The sequence below is a fragment of the Bacillus sp. CGMCC 1.16607 genome (assembly GCF_042683745.1).
GTDB lineage: Bacteria > Bacillota > Bacilli > Bacillales > Cytobacillaceae > Pseudoneobacillus.
On record NZ_JBHUJX010000019.1, the window covers coordinates 264,159 to 279,908 of the forward strand.

Consider the following 15,750-nt stretch of genomic DNA (forward strand, 5'->3'; position numbering starts at 1 on the left):
AAGGATAATTAGTCCTCATAATAGACTAATTATCCAATGAATGATTATTTTGCATTCGCATCAGGTTGATGTATTCCGAATATATTGCCTTCAGTATCAATATAGTACCCTTGCCACGCCATTCCTGGTAGGGCATATTTAGCCATGGCAACCTTGCCGCCATTCTCCATAATTTTAGCTTCTGTTACATCGTAATTTTCGACTCCCATTGTACAAGCAAATCCATTTAAAGCTTGGTTTGCTTCTGGCGCTGCACCTTGACGCTGCATTAAGGCACCATTGATTCCTGGTTCATTTTCATCGCCAGTCACTGCTCCAAAGTATGGCATTCCAGCATATTCACTCCAATCTTGAAATGTCCATCCGAATACCTCTCCATAAAACTTCTTTGCACGCTCCATGTCACTCACATGAATTTCAAAATGAACTAATCTTCCCATGATTGCCTCCTATTAATTCAGGTATTAGTCTTAATTCAATGGTGTGATCGCTCAGAAGTCTCTATTAATTATTATAACTGCTATGGTAATAAATTCAATTTTTTTTAAAATATAGGATCGGGAGTTTGTTGAGAAAGGTCGATTTTAACATATGTAGGTTCAATAATATAGGAATATCAACTCCCAGATCATTTACTTTTAAAAGGGATTTTAAGTTTTACTGCTATTTACGGAAGAACTACAATCCCGATCATTTGGGTTTTCATGACAATAGTTTTCAATCGATAAGGAGAAAAGCCACTCATATCCCAGTTATCTTCACTTGCTACATTGGATCATATATTGGGATTAAACCCAATTCTTCAGCAACTTTCACATCATCAGCATGACTTTTCAAATCATCCTCTTCCGCACCCCCAAGTGCCTGCAAATATCCCTCACTTGGACGCTGTTTCCAGTAACCCTCACTTATTAAAATGTATCCATCTTATATTTCGAGACGCTTCATTTTATGTTGTGTAGTTCTAGTCCACCCAAGGCGCGGGTAGAATCAATACATATACCTAAATCAAATTCCTCTTTCTCGAATTTCTCAATCACCACATTAGCATCATCAAAATCTATACTGACCCCATGTTCTTCAAAGAGTTTGACCATTGTCAATGGTAAATACTTGGCCTGTGATAGATTCTTGGGTTAATTGAAAAAGAATAGATTCTGCAATATCATCTGGTGTAGAAATTCTATTAAGTGGTAAGTTGCCTGCAAGTTGATACATTTTTTTTTCATTACCGGACCACCATCTTGTATCTACTGCACCAGGAGATATACTATTCACCCTGATATAAGGTGCTAACGCGATAGCTAATGATCTTGTCATTGTGTGAATGGCTGCTTTAGTTGCAGCATAAGGGATGGATGAACCGATTCCGGTCATTCCAGCCACACTTCCCAAGTTAACAATCACACCAGATTTTTGCATCTGCATATACGGAACAACAGCTTTTACACAATGAAACATTCCTTTCACATTTACACTAAATAAAGAGTCCCACACTTCATCTGTTACAGCATCTAAGTTATCCAGAGGTATTTGTGCTGTAATACTTGCATTATTTACTAAACCATCCACCGTACCAAATGTTGTAACCGTTTGGGATACCATTTCATTCACTTCTTTTTCAATCCCTACGTTCGCTTTAAAAGAAAAAGCAGTACCACCTTTTCGGGTAATCTCATACATGACGTCCATAGCTTCTTTTTCCGACCGACTATAATTAATAACAACTTTTGCACCTGCATCTGCTAATTTCAATGCTGTTGCTCTTCCAACACCGGTGCCACCGCCAGTTACAATGACAACTTTATCTCTTAGTTCCATTCTTTATCATCCGCTTTCATTCATTGAGTATGTTTTTATTATACTTTTACGAATCTGCAAGGTATAATACTGAAAAATAAGAGGGGTATCATTTTAAATGATACCAATGGAGGAGTGTATTCTTGGAAAGTCATGATTTGTGGATATTCAAGCATGTTGCGGAACTTCAATCCATATCTAAAGCTGCTCATCAATTAGGCTATGTACAACCTAACGTCAGCCAGCGAATCATGTTTTTGGAAGATGAATTAGGGGTTAAATTATTTTTACGTAATAATAGAGGGGTAACGTTGACAGAAGAAGGAAAAATTTTATTAAAGTATACAAATCAAATGATACGATTAATGGGTGAAGCCAAATCATTAATTAATCCACAAAAATGGAGAGGATCTTTAACAATTGGTGCATCCCAAACGATTTCAGCAGTTAAAATTCCTCAGCTTATTTCTTCTTTCTTAAGGAAACATAATAATATTGATGTAAAAGTAAGAACGAATGATAAGCAAAGGTTATTGGAAATGCTTTCTTATGGAGAGCTTGATGGGGTTTTTATTAATGATCCACAAAATGACTCAACATACGAAACCGTTTATAGTTTCACAGAGAACATCGTACTCATTTCACCTAGTCATAGTCAAATAGAAAAACAGCATGATCAAACTTTAATTGTGAATAGTGATATAAATTGTATATATAGAAACAAAATGTTGGATTTTTCTATAAAAAATAATTTTTATAACCCTGCTATCATGGAGTTTGATTCACTTGAATCTATTCTACAAGCTGTTTACGCTGGACTTGGTATCAGTATCTTACCAGCAGATGTAGCCTATAGTCGGAAAGAAATTAAAAACGTTCAATACCATAAACTAGATGAAACAATCAAAATCGACTTTGTCATCCAACACAAAAAACAGCACCCCCAAATACTTAAACAATTTATGCATTTCTTGCAGGAACTGGTTTAGGGGAAACAGGTTGGACACAGGGACAGGTTCATTGTCCCAGACTTAAACATTTTTATTTCCAATAAAACTTGGGACAAGTTTCCTTTCCCCATGTCCCTCCAGTCCGAGATTTCCTAAAAAGGTGGAGTTATTATTAAAAAAAGAATTTTACTCTTAACAAAGAGTGAGGAAGCTTATTTTTTTATTAAGAAGCAATTAGAGGATTTATTTCCTAATCTTATTGTCATTAATAAATCTCCTATAGATTTTTCTAAAAATGAGTTTGACTTGTTTATCGCTACTTACAAGCATGAAGAATTAAATGAATTAGCATTGGAAAAAACGATTTTTGCCAAAAGAACAATCAATGTTTCTATTATGGAAAAGCTACTGCAGATTTCTAGTCATACCTTTTGTTATGTTGCCAGTAATACCTATGAAGCTTCGATTGAATCAATTGAAATGCTGAAGGGATTCGGGATTCAGTTAAAAATGATACCCTATCCTAGATGTAAAGATGAGTTGAATGATGAAATTTCGACTGTGATTACACATGATCTTCATTTAGTTGATACAAGCCGATTTTCAACAATTATTGATATCGGTTTCCGTCCATTGGATTTTTCCTCCATCATTGAAGTCGCATTTCGATTACAATTACCAATCAGTACAATTGGTGTTTATAAAGCTACAAATATGGATGAAATTGTCCGATTAAACTTTAGTTTATCCCAATCAAATCAACAATTAAAAAATATAAATCAACAGATAGAAGCCATCGTGAATGCTTCCCAGGATGGGATGGTCACGGTTAATTCCAAAAACATCATCATCCAAATGAATACAGCCATACTCGATTATTTAAAAACTAACTCTAAAGGGTCAGAGTTTGTAGGTAAGTACTTCACTGATCTTTTCAGTTCCTTTGATTCATTCCAAAATAAAGTTCATTATCTTTACAATTTAAATGGATATCAATTACTGGTCCAACAATTACCTATTCCATTAGCAGATGGTGAATTGGGCACGTTATTTGTTTTTCGAGAAATCAATCAATTACAACAAAGAGAACAAGAAGTAAGAAGAAAGATTCATGCACCAGGATTTGTTTCAAGATATCAGTTCTCCCATTTAATTGGTTCTTCAGCTACTTTAAATGAAACGATTGAAAAAGCATTAAAACTTGGACAATTTGAGCAACCAATCCTCATTTTAGGAGAAAACGGAACCGGGAAAGAAATATTTGCTCATTCTTTACATCGCGTTTCCAAACGCAGGGATCAACCATTTGTACCGATTAATTTTGCAGGTTTACCAGAATCATTAGCAGAAAGTGAATTATTCGGTTATGAGGATGGAGCATTTACCGGTGCTAAAAAAGGTGGAAAACCAGGCTTTTTCGAGTTGGCACATAATGGAGTCATTTTTTTAGACGAAATTGGAGATGCATCTCCATCGATTCAAGCCTCCCTATTAAGAGTATTACAGGAGAAGCAAATATTACGAGTCGGTGGAACACAGCTCATTCCTGTTGACGTACGGATCATAGCTGCAACAAATAAAGACTTATTAAAGCTTGTTGAAAAAGGGGCATTTAGAGAGGATTTATACTACAGACTGAATGTTTTGCCATTGCAGCTTCCGGCGTTGAGAGAAAGAAAAGATGATATATTACCATTGGTTGACTTTTTTTTCTCAAAACAATTTTCAAAATCTATTATTCTAGATGATAAAGTAAAAGAAGTTTTACTATCCTATTCATGGCCCGGAAATATTAGAGAACTGGAAAATACCGTTTACTATTTGTCTGCTATCATTAAGAATGATCGAGTCCAAACGACTGACCTTCCGGCTAAATTTTTTAATCAAATTCAAGAAAAAGACTATTCAATTGATGAGCAATTAGAAAAAGAAGGTAGTTTGACGGAGTTCTTCTGGATTTTATCCTACTTATATTTGGCGAAACAAAATAATTGGAATACTGGTAGGACGAAAATGGAAGCTTATTTTAAAGAAGAAACCTCAACATATCTTTCAGCACAACAAATTAAAAGTCGAATGTTGATATTGAAAAAATACCATCTAATTGAAATTGGCACTACCCGACAAGGAAGTTGGATTACAAAGCTAGGAATCCAAGCAATAAATACGATGAGAAACTCATTAGGTTGAATTAGGTTATTTTTAAAAAACCTAATTCAACCTTTTTCTATGAGTTTTTTAGATCAAACCGATAAATAGTAAACATCTATATAATGGCACGATTATTGCATATATTTTTTAATCAAAGAAGGAGTGTGAAACGAATGAAAGAAAAATTGAATGAAACAATCGATTTGTTACAGAGCGACATCGTTACCCTTTTACAAAAGATGATTCAAATTCCCAGTGTGAATCCACCAGGAGAGTATGAGGAAATCTGTGATTATCTCGAAAAGGAATTGTCTAGTTATAGCTTCCAAGTGCAAGTGATTGATGTGCCTGAATCTATTGTGAAGGAGAAAGGTCTTTCAACCCCTCGTAAAAACGTCATTGCTACACTGAAAGGCAACGGGACTGGACCATCACTTATTTTGAATGCTCATCTAGACACGGTTCCAGAAGATGATGAATCGAAATGGACGTATCCACCTTTCTCAGGAATGATTAAAGATGGAAAAATTTACGGAAGAGGAGCAACCGATTCTAAAGGACGTCTTGCTGCCTATATTGGAGCAGCTATAGCATTAAAACAATCGGGAATTCCACTAAGCGGAGATATTATCATTGCGGCGACTTGCGATGAGGAAACTGGTGGAGAATTAGGGGCAGGTTACGTAACAAGTCACGGCTTTTTAACAGGAGATTATGCCTTAGTGGAGGGATATAGTCAAGAAATCATTCGAGCAATGGCAGGTATGACGCAACTTCGAATTGTTTCGAATGGAAAGCCTGCCCATTCTGGCTTTAAATGGAATGGGATCAATGCAATTGAAAAAATGTCTAAAGTCATTATTGGATTGGAAAACCTTCAAAAGGAACTTCAAAATGAGCCTTCATCCATCGAAGGGATGAAATATACGACGATCAATGTAGGAGTAATTAAGGGTGGAACGAAGTTAAATGTCGTTCCTGGCAGCTGTGAAATAGAAGTTGATCTGCGAATAATTCCAGAGCATACAATTGAGTCTATGATAAGTAGAATTAAAATCATGATTCAAAAACTGCAAGATGCGGATTCAGAAATGAATATTTCAGTTGAAAAAATTGGGAGTGCAGAAACAGCCCCAACCATTACGGAACACAATCATCCTTTAATTTTAGCGCTACAGAAGGCTAGTATGGAAATAAATAAGAAAGAGTTACCTGTCATTGGCGTGATGGGTCAATCAGATGCTCGCTGGTTTATTAAAAACGGAATCCCTGCAATTAATTATGGGCCAGGTACCCCAGCTAATCGTATTCATGGGTATGATGAATGTATGGAAATCGCTGATTTAATGAACACCACTAAGGTTATATCCAGATTTTGTGTGAATGTTGTTTGTAACGAGATGACAGTAAATGAAGGAGTGCGATAAAATGCTAGCTTCGAAAAAAGGATCCATAGAGCAATTTCTTAAACCATTCTCTCTTTCTGCATTTACTGTAGATGAGGATGAATCCTCTTTAGTTTTTGGTTCAAATATGGCGGGCACATTTAATTTATGGAAAGTGGACTTAAACCATCATCAAGTACAAACTCAACTAACCTATCATAATCAGAAAATAAGCTCAATCTCCCTTTTTAATAACTCTATCTTGTTTACTAGTGACAAAGACGGAAACGAAAATATCCATATTTATTCCGTTGATACTAACGGTGAGAGCTGGAAAGATATTCGAACAGAACCTAATTGTCTTTATCTGTTTGGAGGTGTATCAGAAGACGGCTCCAAAATTTACTATACTTCTTCTAAGGAGAATCCGTTATATTTGTCCATTTTTTCATACAATTTGCATACCTCCACAGAAGTGTTACTACATCAAGGTAGTAGGGCCGAAACTCATTTACTGAATGTAAGTCCAAATGGTGAGGATATTGCTTATTTCGTAAGATACAATCATAGTAATATGAAAATCTATATTAAAAAGAATGGGCAACAGTTAGAATTAATTCCAGATACAAAAGAACCATATCGAGTATCCGATCTATGCTTCATAGATGAAGACAAGGTCTTATTTACAACCAATTATCAAGAAGAATTCACCTATTTAGCAAGCTATGAAATCTCCACTGGAACATTACAAAAAATACTAGAGATCGAAAAACAAGATATTGAAAATATACAATATATAAATACAAAGCAAGAAATATATTTACAGACAAAATCAGGTCCGATTGATCGACTATATGTTTATAATCTTCATACAAACGAATTGAATGAAATACCACTCCCAACGGATACGCTACAGCAATATGTCATTACAAAAACTGGTTCCATCTACATTTCGGGTTCTTCCTCAACGAAACCGATTTCAATTTTTCAAAAGTTAAAAGATGGTGAATGGACTACCCTTATCAAAAATGAAGTACCTTCTATAAAAGAAGATGAATTGATAAAACCTGAGCGTATAAACTATTACTCTTTTGATAACCTTGAAATTGAAGCAATGTTTTATCAAGCGAATGAAGCGAATCGTAATGGTCATACAATTGTCTATCCGCATGGGGGACCACAATATAATGAACAAATTGATTACTATGGTTTTTTCCAATACTTGCTTCACGTTGGATTTAACATCTTTGCCCCTAATTTTAGGGGTACTCCTAATTACGGGAAGAACTTCCAAAAGCTGATTGAAGGAGATTGGGGCGGCGGTCCACGAATGGATGTCTTATACGGTATAGATGCACTTGTGAAGAAAGGAAAAGCAGAGTCTGATAAGATTATTTTGTTCGGAGCTAGTTACGGTGGCTATTTATCCCTACTCTTATTTGGCCGTCACCCAGAAAGGTTTAAAGCTTGTATAGACTTCTCTGGTCCGGTTAATACCTTTATTGAAAGTTGTCCTGAACATTGGAAAGAACGGATGGACTCTTGGATTGGTAATCCCAAAAAAGATCGAGATCGCTTAATTGAGCATTCACCATTCATCTATGTCAATCAAATTTCTAATCCATTATTAGTTCTTCAAGGCGCGAATGATCCAAGACTTAAAAAGTCAGAATCAGATCAAATGGTTGAGGCTCTTAAAAATAAAGGAATACCGGTGGAATATATCGTTTTCGAGGACGAAGGTCATGGATTATCTAAAAAAGAAAATGAATGAAAGACCTATAAAAGTATGAGTGATTTTTTAACGAGAATCGTTGAGAAATAAAATGGTGAAATTATTTTCACTTTAACAAGTCTATTATGAAGAAATAGCCTCTTTTAAACTTATACTAATTGTAAAACGGTGATAGAATAAAGATATCTTAACTTTAAAGGAATCCCCAATGAAGGAATGGGATTCCTCTTTTGTTTGCTAACAGACAAGATCTACAAAATTTTTAAACGAAAGAGGATACATCAAGATGAACAAACAGGAAAGCAGTTATCGATGGTTAGTATTTGTCACTGTATTATTTGCTTACTTTTTAATCGTTAGTCAGAGAACAGCTCCAGGACTTATTACGGATCAATTAATGAAAGATTTTCAGGTTTCAGCTACTACTATAGGTCTTATGAGCAGTTTTCAATTTTTCGCTTATGCGGGTTTTCAAATTCCGGTTGGTTTGTTATCTGACAGATATGGTCCAAATCGATTCCTTATTATAGGCACACTTCTGACAGGACTTGGGTCCCTAATCTACAGTTTTTCTCCCAATGAATACGTATTAATTATTTCTCGATTTATAGTTGGAACAGGCGATTCAATGATTTTCGTCAATTTGGTTATCATTTTAAGCCAATGGTTTAAGGCAAATGAATTTTTAAAATTGATGGGTTTCGTTTCTCTCATTGCGAGCCTCGGTTCATTAACTTCTACCATTCCTCTTTCTGCGTGGATTACATTTAGTGGTTGGAGATCGCCATTTTTAACTATAGGAATTATTTTAGTGCTATCATCTTATCTTTTATATACTGTTCTAGTTTCAAAACCAAGAAAAATATTTCAAAATCATACCCAGTCAAAAAAGAGTGGTATTAAAAGCCCTTGGATCATTCTGCACAAAACAATTTCTAATCGTCAAGCTTGGGCAACATTCCTTTGTCACTTTGGGGTGGTTGGGGCATATGTAGGATTTATCGGATCGTGGGGAGTACCATACGGAGTCCATGCACTTGATTTATCACGTACAGAGGCTAGCCAATTGATGATGTATGGTCTTTTGGGAGCTATTGTAGGTGGTCCACTAATTAGTTGGATTACAAGCCGTGTTGATTCGATTAAAAAAGTTTATACCTTTGTTCACCTCATTACTCTAATTAGTTGGATCGGACTGTTTCTAACTGGTGTAGACCCTTCATTTATGTTGGTAGTAGCATTACTTTTTATTATTGGCTTTGGAAACGGTGCAAGCGCATTAACATTTGTTGTGGTACGAAAATCATTCCCTATAGAAGAAGTGGGAGTTGTATCCGGATTCTCTAACATGGGAGGCTTTTTAAGCGCCGTTTTATTACCCATTGTTTTCGGGAAAGTATTAGATTTATTTCCACCAAATTCTGTAAATGTCGGTTATCATTATGGGTTTATCATCCCAGCCCTGTTCTCTTTGGTCGGATTGTTTGGCGCCATGATGGTAAAAATAGAAAATAAGGAAGACAAACAGGTTTTAAGTGCTTAATTTTGGTGATTCTCTAAGCATCTATTACATTTCACCTTTTTACACAGGAAAATTTTCCATAAATAGGTTGCAAAACGATAACCTTCTCGTTATTATAAACGTGAAGGTTATCGTTTTTAATTTAGTACAATTTAAGGAGTACAATCATGACACCAAAAGTATCAGAAGAATACAAAGCGAAAAAGAAGAAAGAAATAATCATGCATGCTAAAAATGTTTTTCAACGTAAAGGCTTTGAGCCTACTACAATGAAAGACATTAAAGAAGAAGCAGGAATCAGTTTTGGTGGTTTATACATGTACTTTTCCAATACGGAAGAAATATTTCTACATTTATTAGAAATCGAATACGAAGCAAATGATGAAAAAATAAATATTTACCATTCAGATTCATTTTGGGAACACCTGAAACACTTTATCGATAATCAAAAAAAAGAACTTACAGTCATTCGGAATACACTTATACCAATCGCGTATGAATACTTTGTTACCGCGTGGAGAGAAAAGCATCGCATTCCCTTTTTAGAAAATAGATATAAGGCTGCATCAGCTAAATTTATGGGGCTATTACATGCGGGGATGGATAGCGGAGAATTTCACCCTACTATTTCAGTTGATCAATTGAGTAAAGTGATAATCTCTACACTAGAAGGGTTAAATATTAGTTCCATATTTCTTGAGGAAGACGTAGTTGATATCCAAGGACAACTCGATGCATTACAAAAATTACTAGAACTTGCATTACAAGTGAAGGATCAATAGTTACAGCATTTATCCGTCATTATCACTTATTACGCTACTAAAAAGCATGGGAAATTATCCACATCAATCAAAGCATAAAATTGTCAGATGAAATGGGAAAGGAGAGAAATTCGCTATGGAGCTACAGTTAAAAAACAGATTAAAAGGGAAAAAGTCAATGAAGATTTTATTTTTCTCTATTATTTTTTTACTATTCATCTTTGTTATCCTATTTATTTATCACACCATTTTATCTTATTCCAGTAATTCCAATTATCCACCTGTTGGTAAATTTGTTGATGTTGGAAATTATCAGCTACATATGTATGCAATCGGAAAAAAAACGGATCTTCCCACCATTCTATTAGAATCGGGATCAGGTACCCCTTCTTCTGTTTCCGATTGGAAAGAAATCCAGCCTGATTTAGCTAAAATTACAAGAGTAATCTCCTATGATCGTGCTGGCTACGGGTGGAGCGATCAAGCTCATAATGATCGTACGAGTGAACAAATAGTGAAGGATCTCCATAAAATGTTAGAAATTTCAGGTGAACGGGGACCGTATATTCTTGTTGGTCATTCTTTTGGCGGTTTCAACATGCAATTATTTGCTCATCGTTACCCTGACGAAGTAGCAGGTATAGTATTGTTGGACACATCTCTTATCGGAAAAAGTCCTAAAGTATCAGATTCTGCTCTATTATTCCATGGATCATTACGGAAATTAGGTGTCATGAGGATAATCGGGGAACTAGGCATACTACCTGTTCCCGAAGCAGTCATGTCTGATGCAAGATCAAAAGCATTTTTATATCGTCAGTTCTACAACGAGGACCAACGAAGTGAAATTAAATTTATGACTACCACTGATGAAAATCAGCTCAAAATCGTTCAAAAAGAAGGTTTAGGAAATATCCCTATGATTATCCTTTCCTCTAGAGCTGAGGAAAAAGAGCACAAAGACTGGCAAAAATCACAAGATACCTTACTTCAGTTATCAACAAACAGTAAGAGAAAAATCGTTGAAAATTCTAGTCACTACATTCAACATGATCAACCAAAGATTGTAATAGAAAGCATCCTCGACATTTTAAGGTAACTGGAGGCATCATTCAAAGGGGAAACTCCTGCAAATAAGGATTTTCCCTTTATTGTTCGAATAAATAATTCATAGTTTTGATTATAGATTGCTACATCATGACCGCCTTGATGAAGCTCCACTATTTTAAAAAAAGTTTATTGGTTAAACCTGTTTTGATCTTTTAAGATATCTCTTAACAACAGAACCGGTCCTCCATTTGGGTCAAAAAAAATGGATAACAGAAACGCAAAAGGATATGCAATCATTACAAATCCAACCTTTCCAATTTTCTTTAACAATAGCCATCACTCCACTTCCCACTATTTATTAGAATATACGGAAAATGGAGCAGGGGGTTTCAAAAATTTTCTAGAGAGTCATTCAACATATGTAGACAAATTTCCTTTTGTTGTGTCTGAAACTAATCATTGCAAGATATTGCTACTCTTGTCATTCCAGCCAAGATACGTCAGTTCAAGAAAATCCATTTCCACTAAACGAGGCAGCATCAATTTGGAAATAATTATCAACAGTTTGCTCTGTCACTTTCTTAAACTAATTTATATTTAAAAAAGCACTGAGTGTATCAGTGCTTGGAATAGACAATTTTTTTAATAGTTTCAATGGAAAGGAAGAATTCGTCTGCTAATTCAGGTATAGTTTCCCCCTCATAAAAGGCAATCCTTATCCTCTCATTTCGGCTATCTATAAGCCTTCTACTTCCTGACTTTGTCCCCCATTTATTTCGAGTAGATTCTCGTTTGGGTATATAGATGGTTTCACCCTGTACATATTTTTGAATTTCCGATAGTAGATTTTCAGGTAAGACTGAATCTGCTTTTACATATTTCACTTTAGCCAGCTCCTTATTTATTCATTAAAAATAAGGTGCAAAGCCAAGCAATTGAATTGGCGATTAATTAGATAAATTTTGCCCCATGCAAAGTTTCGCCTTTCCAATAACAGGCTTTGCATGAGTAGTTGAAGACTTTGACAAAAGAAACAGATTTGCCATTTTATTGCCCCCTTTAAATAACATTCATTCCTTATTATAATTGAAAAAATATTGAGTTTCCAGGCATCATCCTATCATTTGGTCATGCCAGAAGTTTCATTCTTGGAAAATAAATAGATAAAGGTAGAAACAGAGAAAAAAGCCGCTCCCTTCTTTAGTGCCAGAATCATCCGCATTTTTCCTTTTACAACTGTGCTAAATGTGTATCTTTAAAGCTAGAGATTTTTTTCAATCCATATCCTAATGCACGATCCATCCCAATATGGGCGGTCCATATTAATCCTATTATTAAAAGATAATCCTGATTTGTTAAGAATGAAACGAGAAGCAAAGTTAATGGAATAGCATAAGTATGAAAACCATTATAGATGTAAGCACCCAACTTATTATTGAAGGCATAACCTATCATTCCTACATCTGGAGCAAGCAGAAAAATGATAAATAAAAGCCAACTAAATCCATTAATATGGTAATAACCAATAGCTAATAAAAATACTATAAGCCCTTCTAAACGTAGCAATGTTTTACTCATTCTCACACCTCCTTCTAAAAACTAACGGACGTTAGTAACTTTAAATTATAATACGACTTTTATAAATTACAATATTCATTATAAAAGTTAAGGAGATATGGAGGTTTCCACCAATTTGAAATAACTGGATTACCAGGGATTACAAATTGCCATACACCCTTTTCACAATTAAATATAGAATGTAGAATTGCGCTTTAGATTGGGATGTCTTTACTGTTATAATTGGATTGAGGTGAAGCGTGTGTCATTAAGTACAAAGGATAAAATTTTCTACACATCCTTGGATCTGTTCTCTATAAAAGGATTTAGTGGCGTTTCCGTTCGCGAAATAACAAGAGAAGTAGGAATTAAGGAAAGTTCATTATATAACCATTTTAGTAACAAAGATGCAATTTTAGAGTCCATCTTAACTTATTTTCGAGATGATTTTGCAAAAACTCTACCCCCTATTGAACTTCTAGATGAAATCTTACAAAAAAGTTCTGTGGAGGACTTTTTAAAAGCTGGACATAGAAATTTTAAAAGATATATGGAAAATGAGACGGCACAAAAAATGTGGAGAATACTTCAAATAGAACAATTTCGTTCTCCATTAGCAAGAGAGATCATTCTCAAGGACTTATTTGGTACAACAATAGATTTCCTGGAAATCGTTTTTACTAAGTTGATGGAATTGAAAAAAATCCAGCGAATTGATCCTAAAATGTTAACTACAGAATATCAATATCCCGTTTTTTCCTTACTTACGGAATATAATATCTTAAAATTTGATGGGAAAGACACATCCGAGGTAGAGCAAAGATTAGACAAGCATATCGAATTCTTTTTAAATATCGTTATTGTAAAATAAACTTAATTAAGGCTACCTCCTATCAATTAGACAGGGGGCGTCTTATTATGCAGCCATGTATTTTTTCAATTAGCTATATTAGTTTTTAATGTTGATTTATTACTATTAAATTAGCCTGCCATAAAATGACAGGCTAATTGTTTTTTATTCAACTAAAGCCTCCGTTAGCCATCCATGAAGCGCAAAAACCTACACTTCACCACAAAGAATGAAAATGGATTGATCTGTCCATAATGATTCTTAATTCAGTTATTCTAATCCAGTCCTTAGATTACTGAATTGTGGCTTTCTCAATTTTTTTTAACGATTGGGACGAGTCTTAGTATTGACTTTTATACGATTTAGAGATGTTTTATTTTCATGGTAGACACTCATGCCGCTTACGCGGCACCATCAAATGAATGAAAATACTTTTATCCTAGTCTAGTTCCCTCTCCCCCTGTCAATCCTGTTTATATGGCTGGCGAAGGAAGGTCGTTCAACTATGGTGCTTATAAGCCCGCATGGTAGACTGATTCACTACGACCAGGTGCACCACAAATTGTTGCTCTCGAATGAGAAGCACGTAGGATAGATTAATCTTATATGGTTGTTGCACCAGCCTTAATTTACTTCAGCCTGTTGAAAGGATGTTAATAATGAATGTTGTTTATGCACGCTGTTGTGGACTCGATGTTCACAAAAAAAGTATTACCGCTTGCGCGATTACTCCAAAAGGAAAAGAAATCGAAACATTTGGTACTATGACACATGACCTTTTTCAATTGGTGGATTGGATCAAAAGTAAACGGTGTACTCATGTTGCAATGGAAAGTACAGGTGTATATTGGAAACCAATCTACAATCTATTAGAACTAGAAGAAATACAACCGATGGTTGTAAATGCTGCTCATATCAAGGCTGTTCCGGGACGTAAAACTGATGTTAAAGATGCAGAATGGATTGCGAAATTGCTTCGCCACGGTCTTCTTCAACACAGTTATATCCCTAATAGGGAACAAAGAGAACTACGTGAGTTAGTTCGATACCGTCGTAGTCTAATTGAAGAAAGGGCTAGGGAGATTAGTAGAATCCAAAAGGTTCTAGAAGGTGCTAATATTAAACTTTCTTCAGTTGCGACAGACATTATGGGTGTTTCAGGTCGAGCAATGATTGAAGCCATTATTAATGGTGTAAATGATCCACAAACATTATCAAGCCTAGCTAAAAGAAGCTTGAAGAAAAAAAAGGATGATTTAGAACGTGCTTTAGTAGGATCCGTTGGACCCCATCAAAAGATGATGTTAAAAACTCAACTTTCACACATTGACTTTATGGATCAACAAATTGAACTGTTAAGTGAAGAAGTCCAGCAACGCATGCAGCCTTATGAAGAAGATATTGAATTGCTTGATTCTATCCCTGGAATTGGCAGAAGTCACGCCGAACAACTTTTGGCTGAAATCGGAATTGGCATAGAAATTTCAAACCAGTTTCCTTCGGCTCCTCATTTATGTTCATGGGCTGGTATGGTTCCAGGTAACAATGAAAGTGCTGGCAAAAAAAAGTCCGGAAAAACAAGAAAAGGTAATAAAAAATTGCGAGCCGCACTTGTTGAAGCAGCACATTCGGCAGCTAGGACAAAAAACACCTACCTATCTTCCCAATACCAACGTTTGGCGGCAAGAGTTGGTAAAAAACGCGCAGCAGTTGCGGTTGGACATACCATATTAACAATTGCATATCACATGTTAAACAGAAGAGTCCCCTATATTGAGTTGGGCGCAGATTACTTTGACCGACGAAAGAAAGAAATCGTGATCAAGCAATCTATCAAACGATTAGAGACTCTTGGTTGTAAAGTAACTGTTGAAGCAATAGCGTAATTATGGTCAAAAAAATATAGCTAAAAATTCGAGACCCTGATCTATCAAAAAAAAATGGATCTTATAGGGTTTAGTTTCGTATTGCCAAAATGCCCTTTTACCA

At 35.3% G+C, this 15,750-nt stretch carries 14 protein-coding genes; 9 read left to right on the plus strand and 5 right to left on the minus strand.

Annotation, left to right across the window (positions count from 1 at the left end; all coding sequences use genetic code 11):
• Positions 1-44: 44 nt before the first annotated feature.
• Together ACFSO7_RS13685 and ACFSO7_RS13690 are read right to left on the minus strand one after the other, a co-directional pair.
• Complete coding sequence (locus ACFSO7_RS13685) at positions 45-440, minus strand: VOC family protein (RefSeq protein WP_377877886.1); 396 nt, start codon at positions 438-440, stop codon at positions 45-47.
• A gap of 640 nt (positions 441-1,080) precedes the next feature.
• A complete protein-coding gene (locus ACFSO7_RS13690) occupies positions 1,081-1,821 on the minus strand; it encodes an SDR family NAD(P)-dependent oxidoreductase (RefSeq protein ID WP_377877887.1) in 741 nt (246 codons plus the stop codon).
• Positions 1,822-1,943: 122 nt separating this feature from the next.
• Here ACFSO7_RS13690 and ACFSO7_RS13695 point away from each other — a divergent pair, with 122 nt between their 5' ends.
• The 7 genes from ACFSO7_RS13695 to ACFSO7_RS13725 all read left to right on the plus strand — a co-directional run bounded on the left by ACFSO7_RS13695 (position 1,944) and on the right by ACFSO7_RS13725 (position 11,403).
• A complete protein-coding gene (locus ACFSO7_RS13695; protein ID WP_377877888.1) occupies positions 1,944-2,789 on the plus strand; it encodes a LysR family transcriptional regulator in 846 nt (281 codons plus the stop codon).
• A 267-nt stretch (positions 2,790-3,056) separates the two neighbouring features.
• Complete coding sequence (locus ACFSO7_RS13700) at positions 3,057-4,940, plus strand: sigma-54 interaction domain-containing protein (RefSeq protein ID WP_377877889.1); 1,884 nt, start codon at positions 3,057-3,059, stop codon at positions 4,938-4,940.
• A gap of 134 nt (positions 4,941-5,074) precedes the next feature.
• Positions 5,075-6,328 (plus strand): M20 family metallopeptidase, encoded by a 1,254-nt coding sequence (locus ACFSO7_RS13705; protein WP_377877890.1) that lies wholly within the window; start codon positions 5,075-5,077, stop codon positions 6,326-6,328.
• A 1-nt stretch (position 6,329) separates the two neighbouring features.
• Positions 6,330-8,060, plus strand: coding sequence for a S9 family peptidase (locus tag ACFSO7_RS13710; RefSeq protein WP_377877891.1), 1,731 nt, complete (start codon positions 6,330-6,332; stop codon positions 8,058-8,060).
• Positions 8,061-8,307: 247 nt separating this feature from the next.
• Positions 8,308-9,564, plus strand: coding sequence for an MFS transporter (locus ACFSO7_RS13715; protein ID WP_377877892.1), 1,257 nt, complete (start codon positions 8,308-8,310; stop codon positions 9,562-9,564).
• 146 nt (positions 9,565-9,710) lie between these two features.
• Complete coding sequence (locus ACFSO7_RS13720) at positions 9,711-10,325, plus strand: TetR/AcrR family transcriptional regulator (protein WP_377877893.1); 615 nt, start codon at positions 9,711-9,713, stop codon at positions 10,323-10,325.
• A gap of 115 nt (positions 10,326-10,440) precedes the next feature.
• Positions 10,441-11,403, plus strand: coding sequence for an alpha/beta fold hydrolase (locus tag ACFSO7_RS13725; RefSeq protein WP_377877894.1), 963 nt, complete (start codon positions 10,441-10,443; stop codon positions 11,401-11,403).
• A gap of 137 nt (positions 11,404-11,540) precedes the next feature.
• Here ACFSO7_RS13725 and ACFSO7_RS13730 read toward each other — a convergent pair whose 3' ends face one another.
• The 3 genes from ACFSO7_RS13730 to ACFSO7_RS13740 all read right to left on the minus strand — a co-directional run bounded on the left by ACFSO7_RS13730 (position 11,541) and on the right by ACFSO7_RS13740 (position 12,932).
• Complete coding sequence (locus ACFSO7_RS13730; protein ID WP_377877895.1) at positions 11,541-11,684, minus strand: hypothetical protein; 144 nt, start codon at positions 11,682-11,684, stop codon at positions 11,541-11,543.
• A 287-nt stretch (positions 11,685-11,971) separates the two neighbouring features.
• Positions 11,972-12,238, minus strand: a complete 267-nt coding sequence (locus ACFSO7_RS13735) for a CD3324 family protein (protein WP_377877896.1) — start codon at positions 12,236-12,238, stop codon at positions 11,972-11,974.
• A gap of 346 nt (positions 12,239-12,584) precedes the next feature.
• Complete coding sequence (locus tag ACFSO7_RS13740; RefSeq protein WP_377877897.1) at positions 12,585-12,932, minus strand: DUF4260 domain-containing protein; 348 nt, start codon at positions 12,930-12,932, stop codon at positions 12,585-12,587.
• Positions 12,933-13,173: 241 nt separating this feature from the next.
• On the opposite strand from ACFSO7_RS13740, the gene ACFSO7_RS13745 reads away from it, so the two are divergent.
• Both ACFSO7_RS13745 and ACFSO7_RS13750 read left to right on the plus strand, forming a co-directional pair.
• Positions 13,174-13,782 carry a TetR/AcrR family transcriptional regulator gene (locus ACFSO7_RS13745; protein ID WP_377877898.1) on the plus strand — a complete coding sequence of 203 codons (609 nt, stop codon included), beginning with the start codon at positions 13,174-13,176 and terminating at the stop codon, positions 13,780-13,782.
• Between the two features lie 638 nt (positions 13,783-14,420).
• Positions 14,421-15,647 (plus strand): IS110 family RNA-guided transposase, encoded by a 1,227-nt coding sequence (locus ACFSO7_RS13750; RefSeq protein WP_377877899.1) that lies wholly within the window; start codon positions 14,421-14,423, stop codon positions 15,645-15,647.
• Positions 15,648-15,750: the final 103 nt, after the last annotated feature.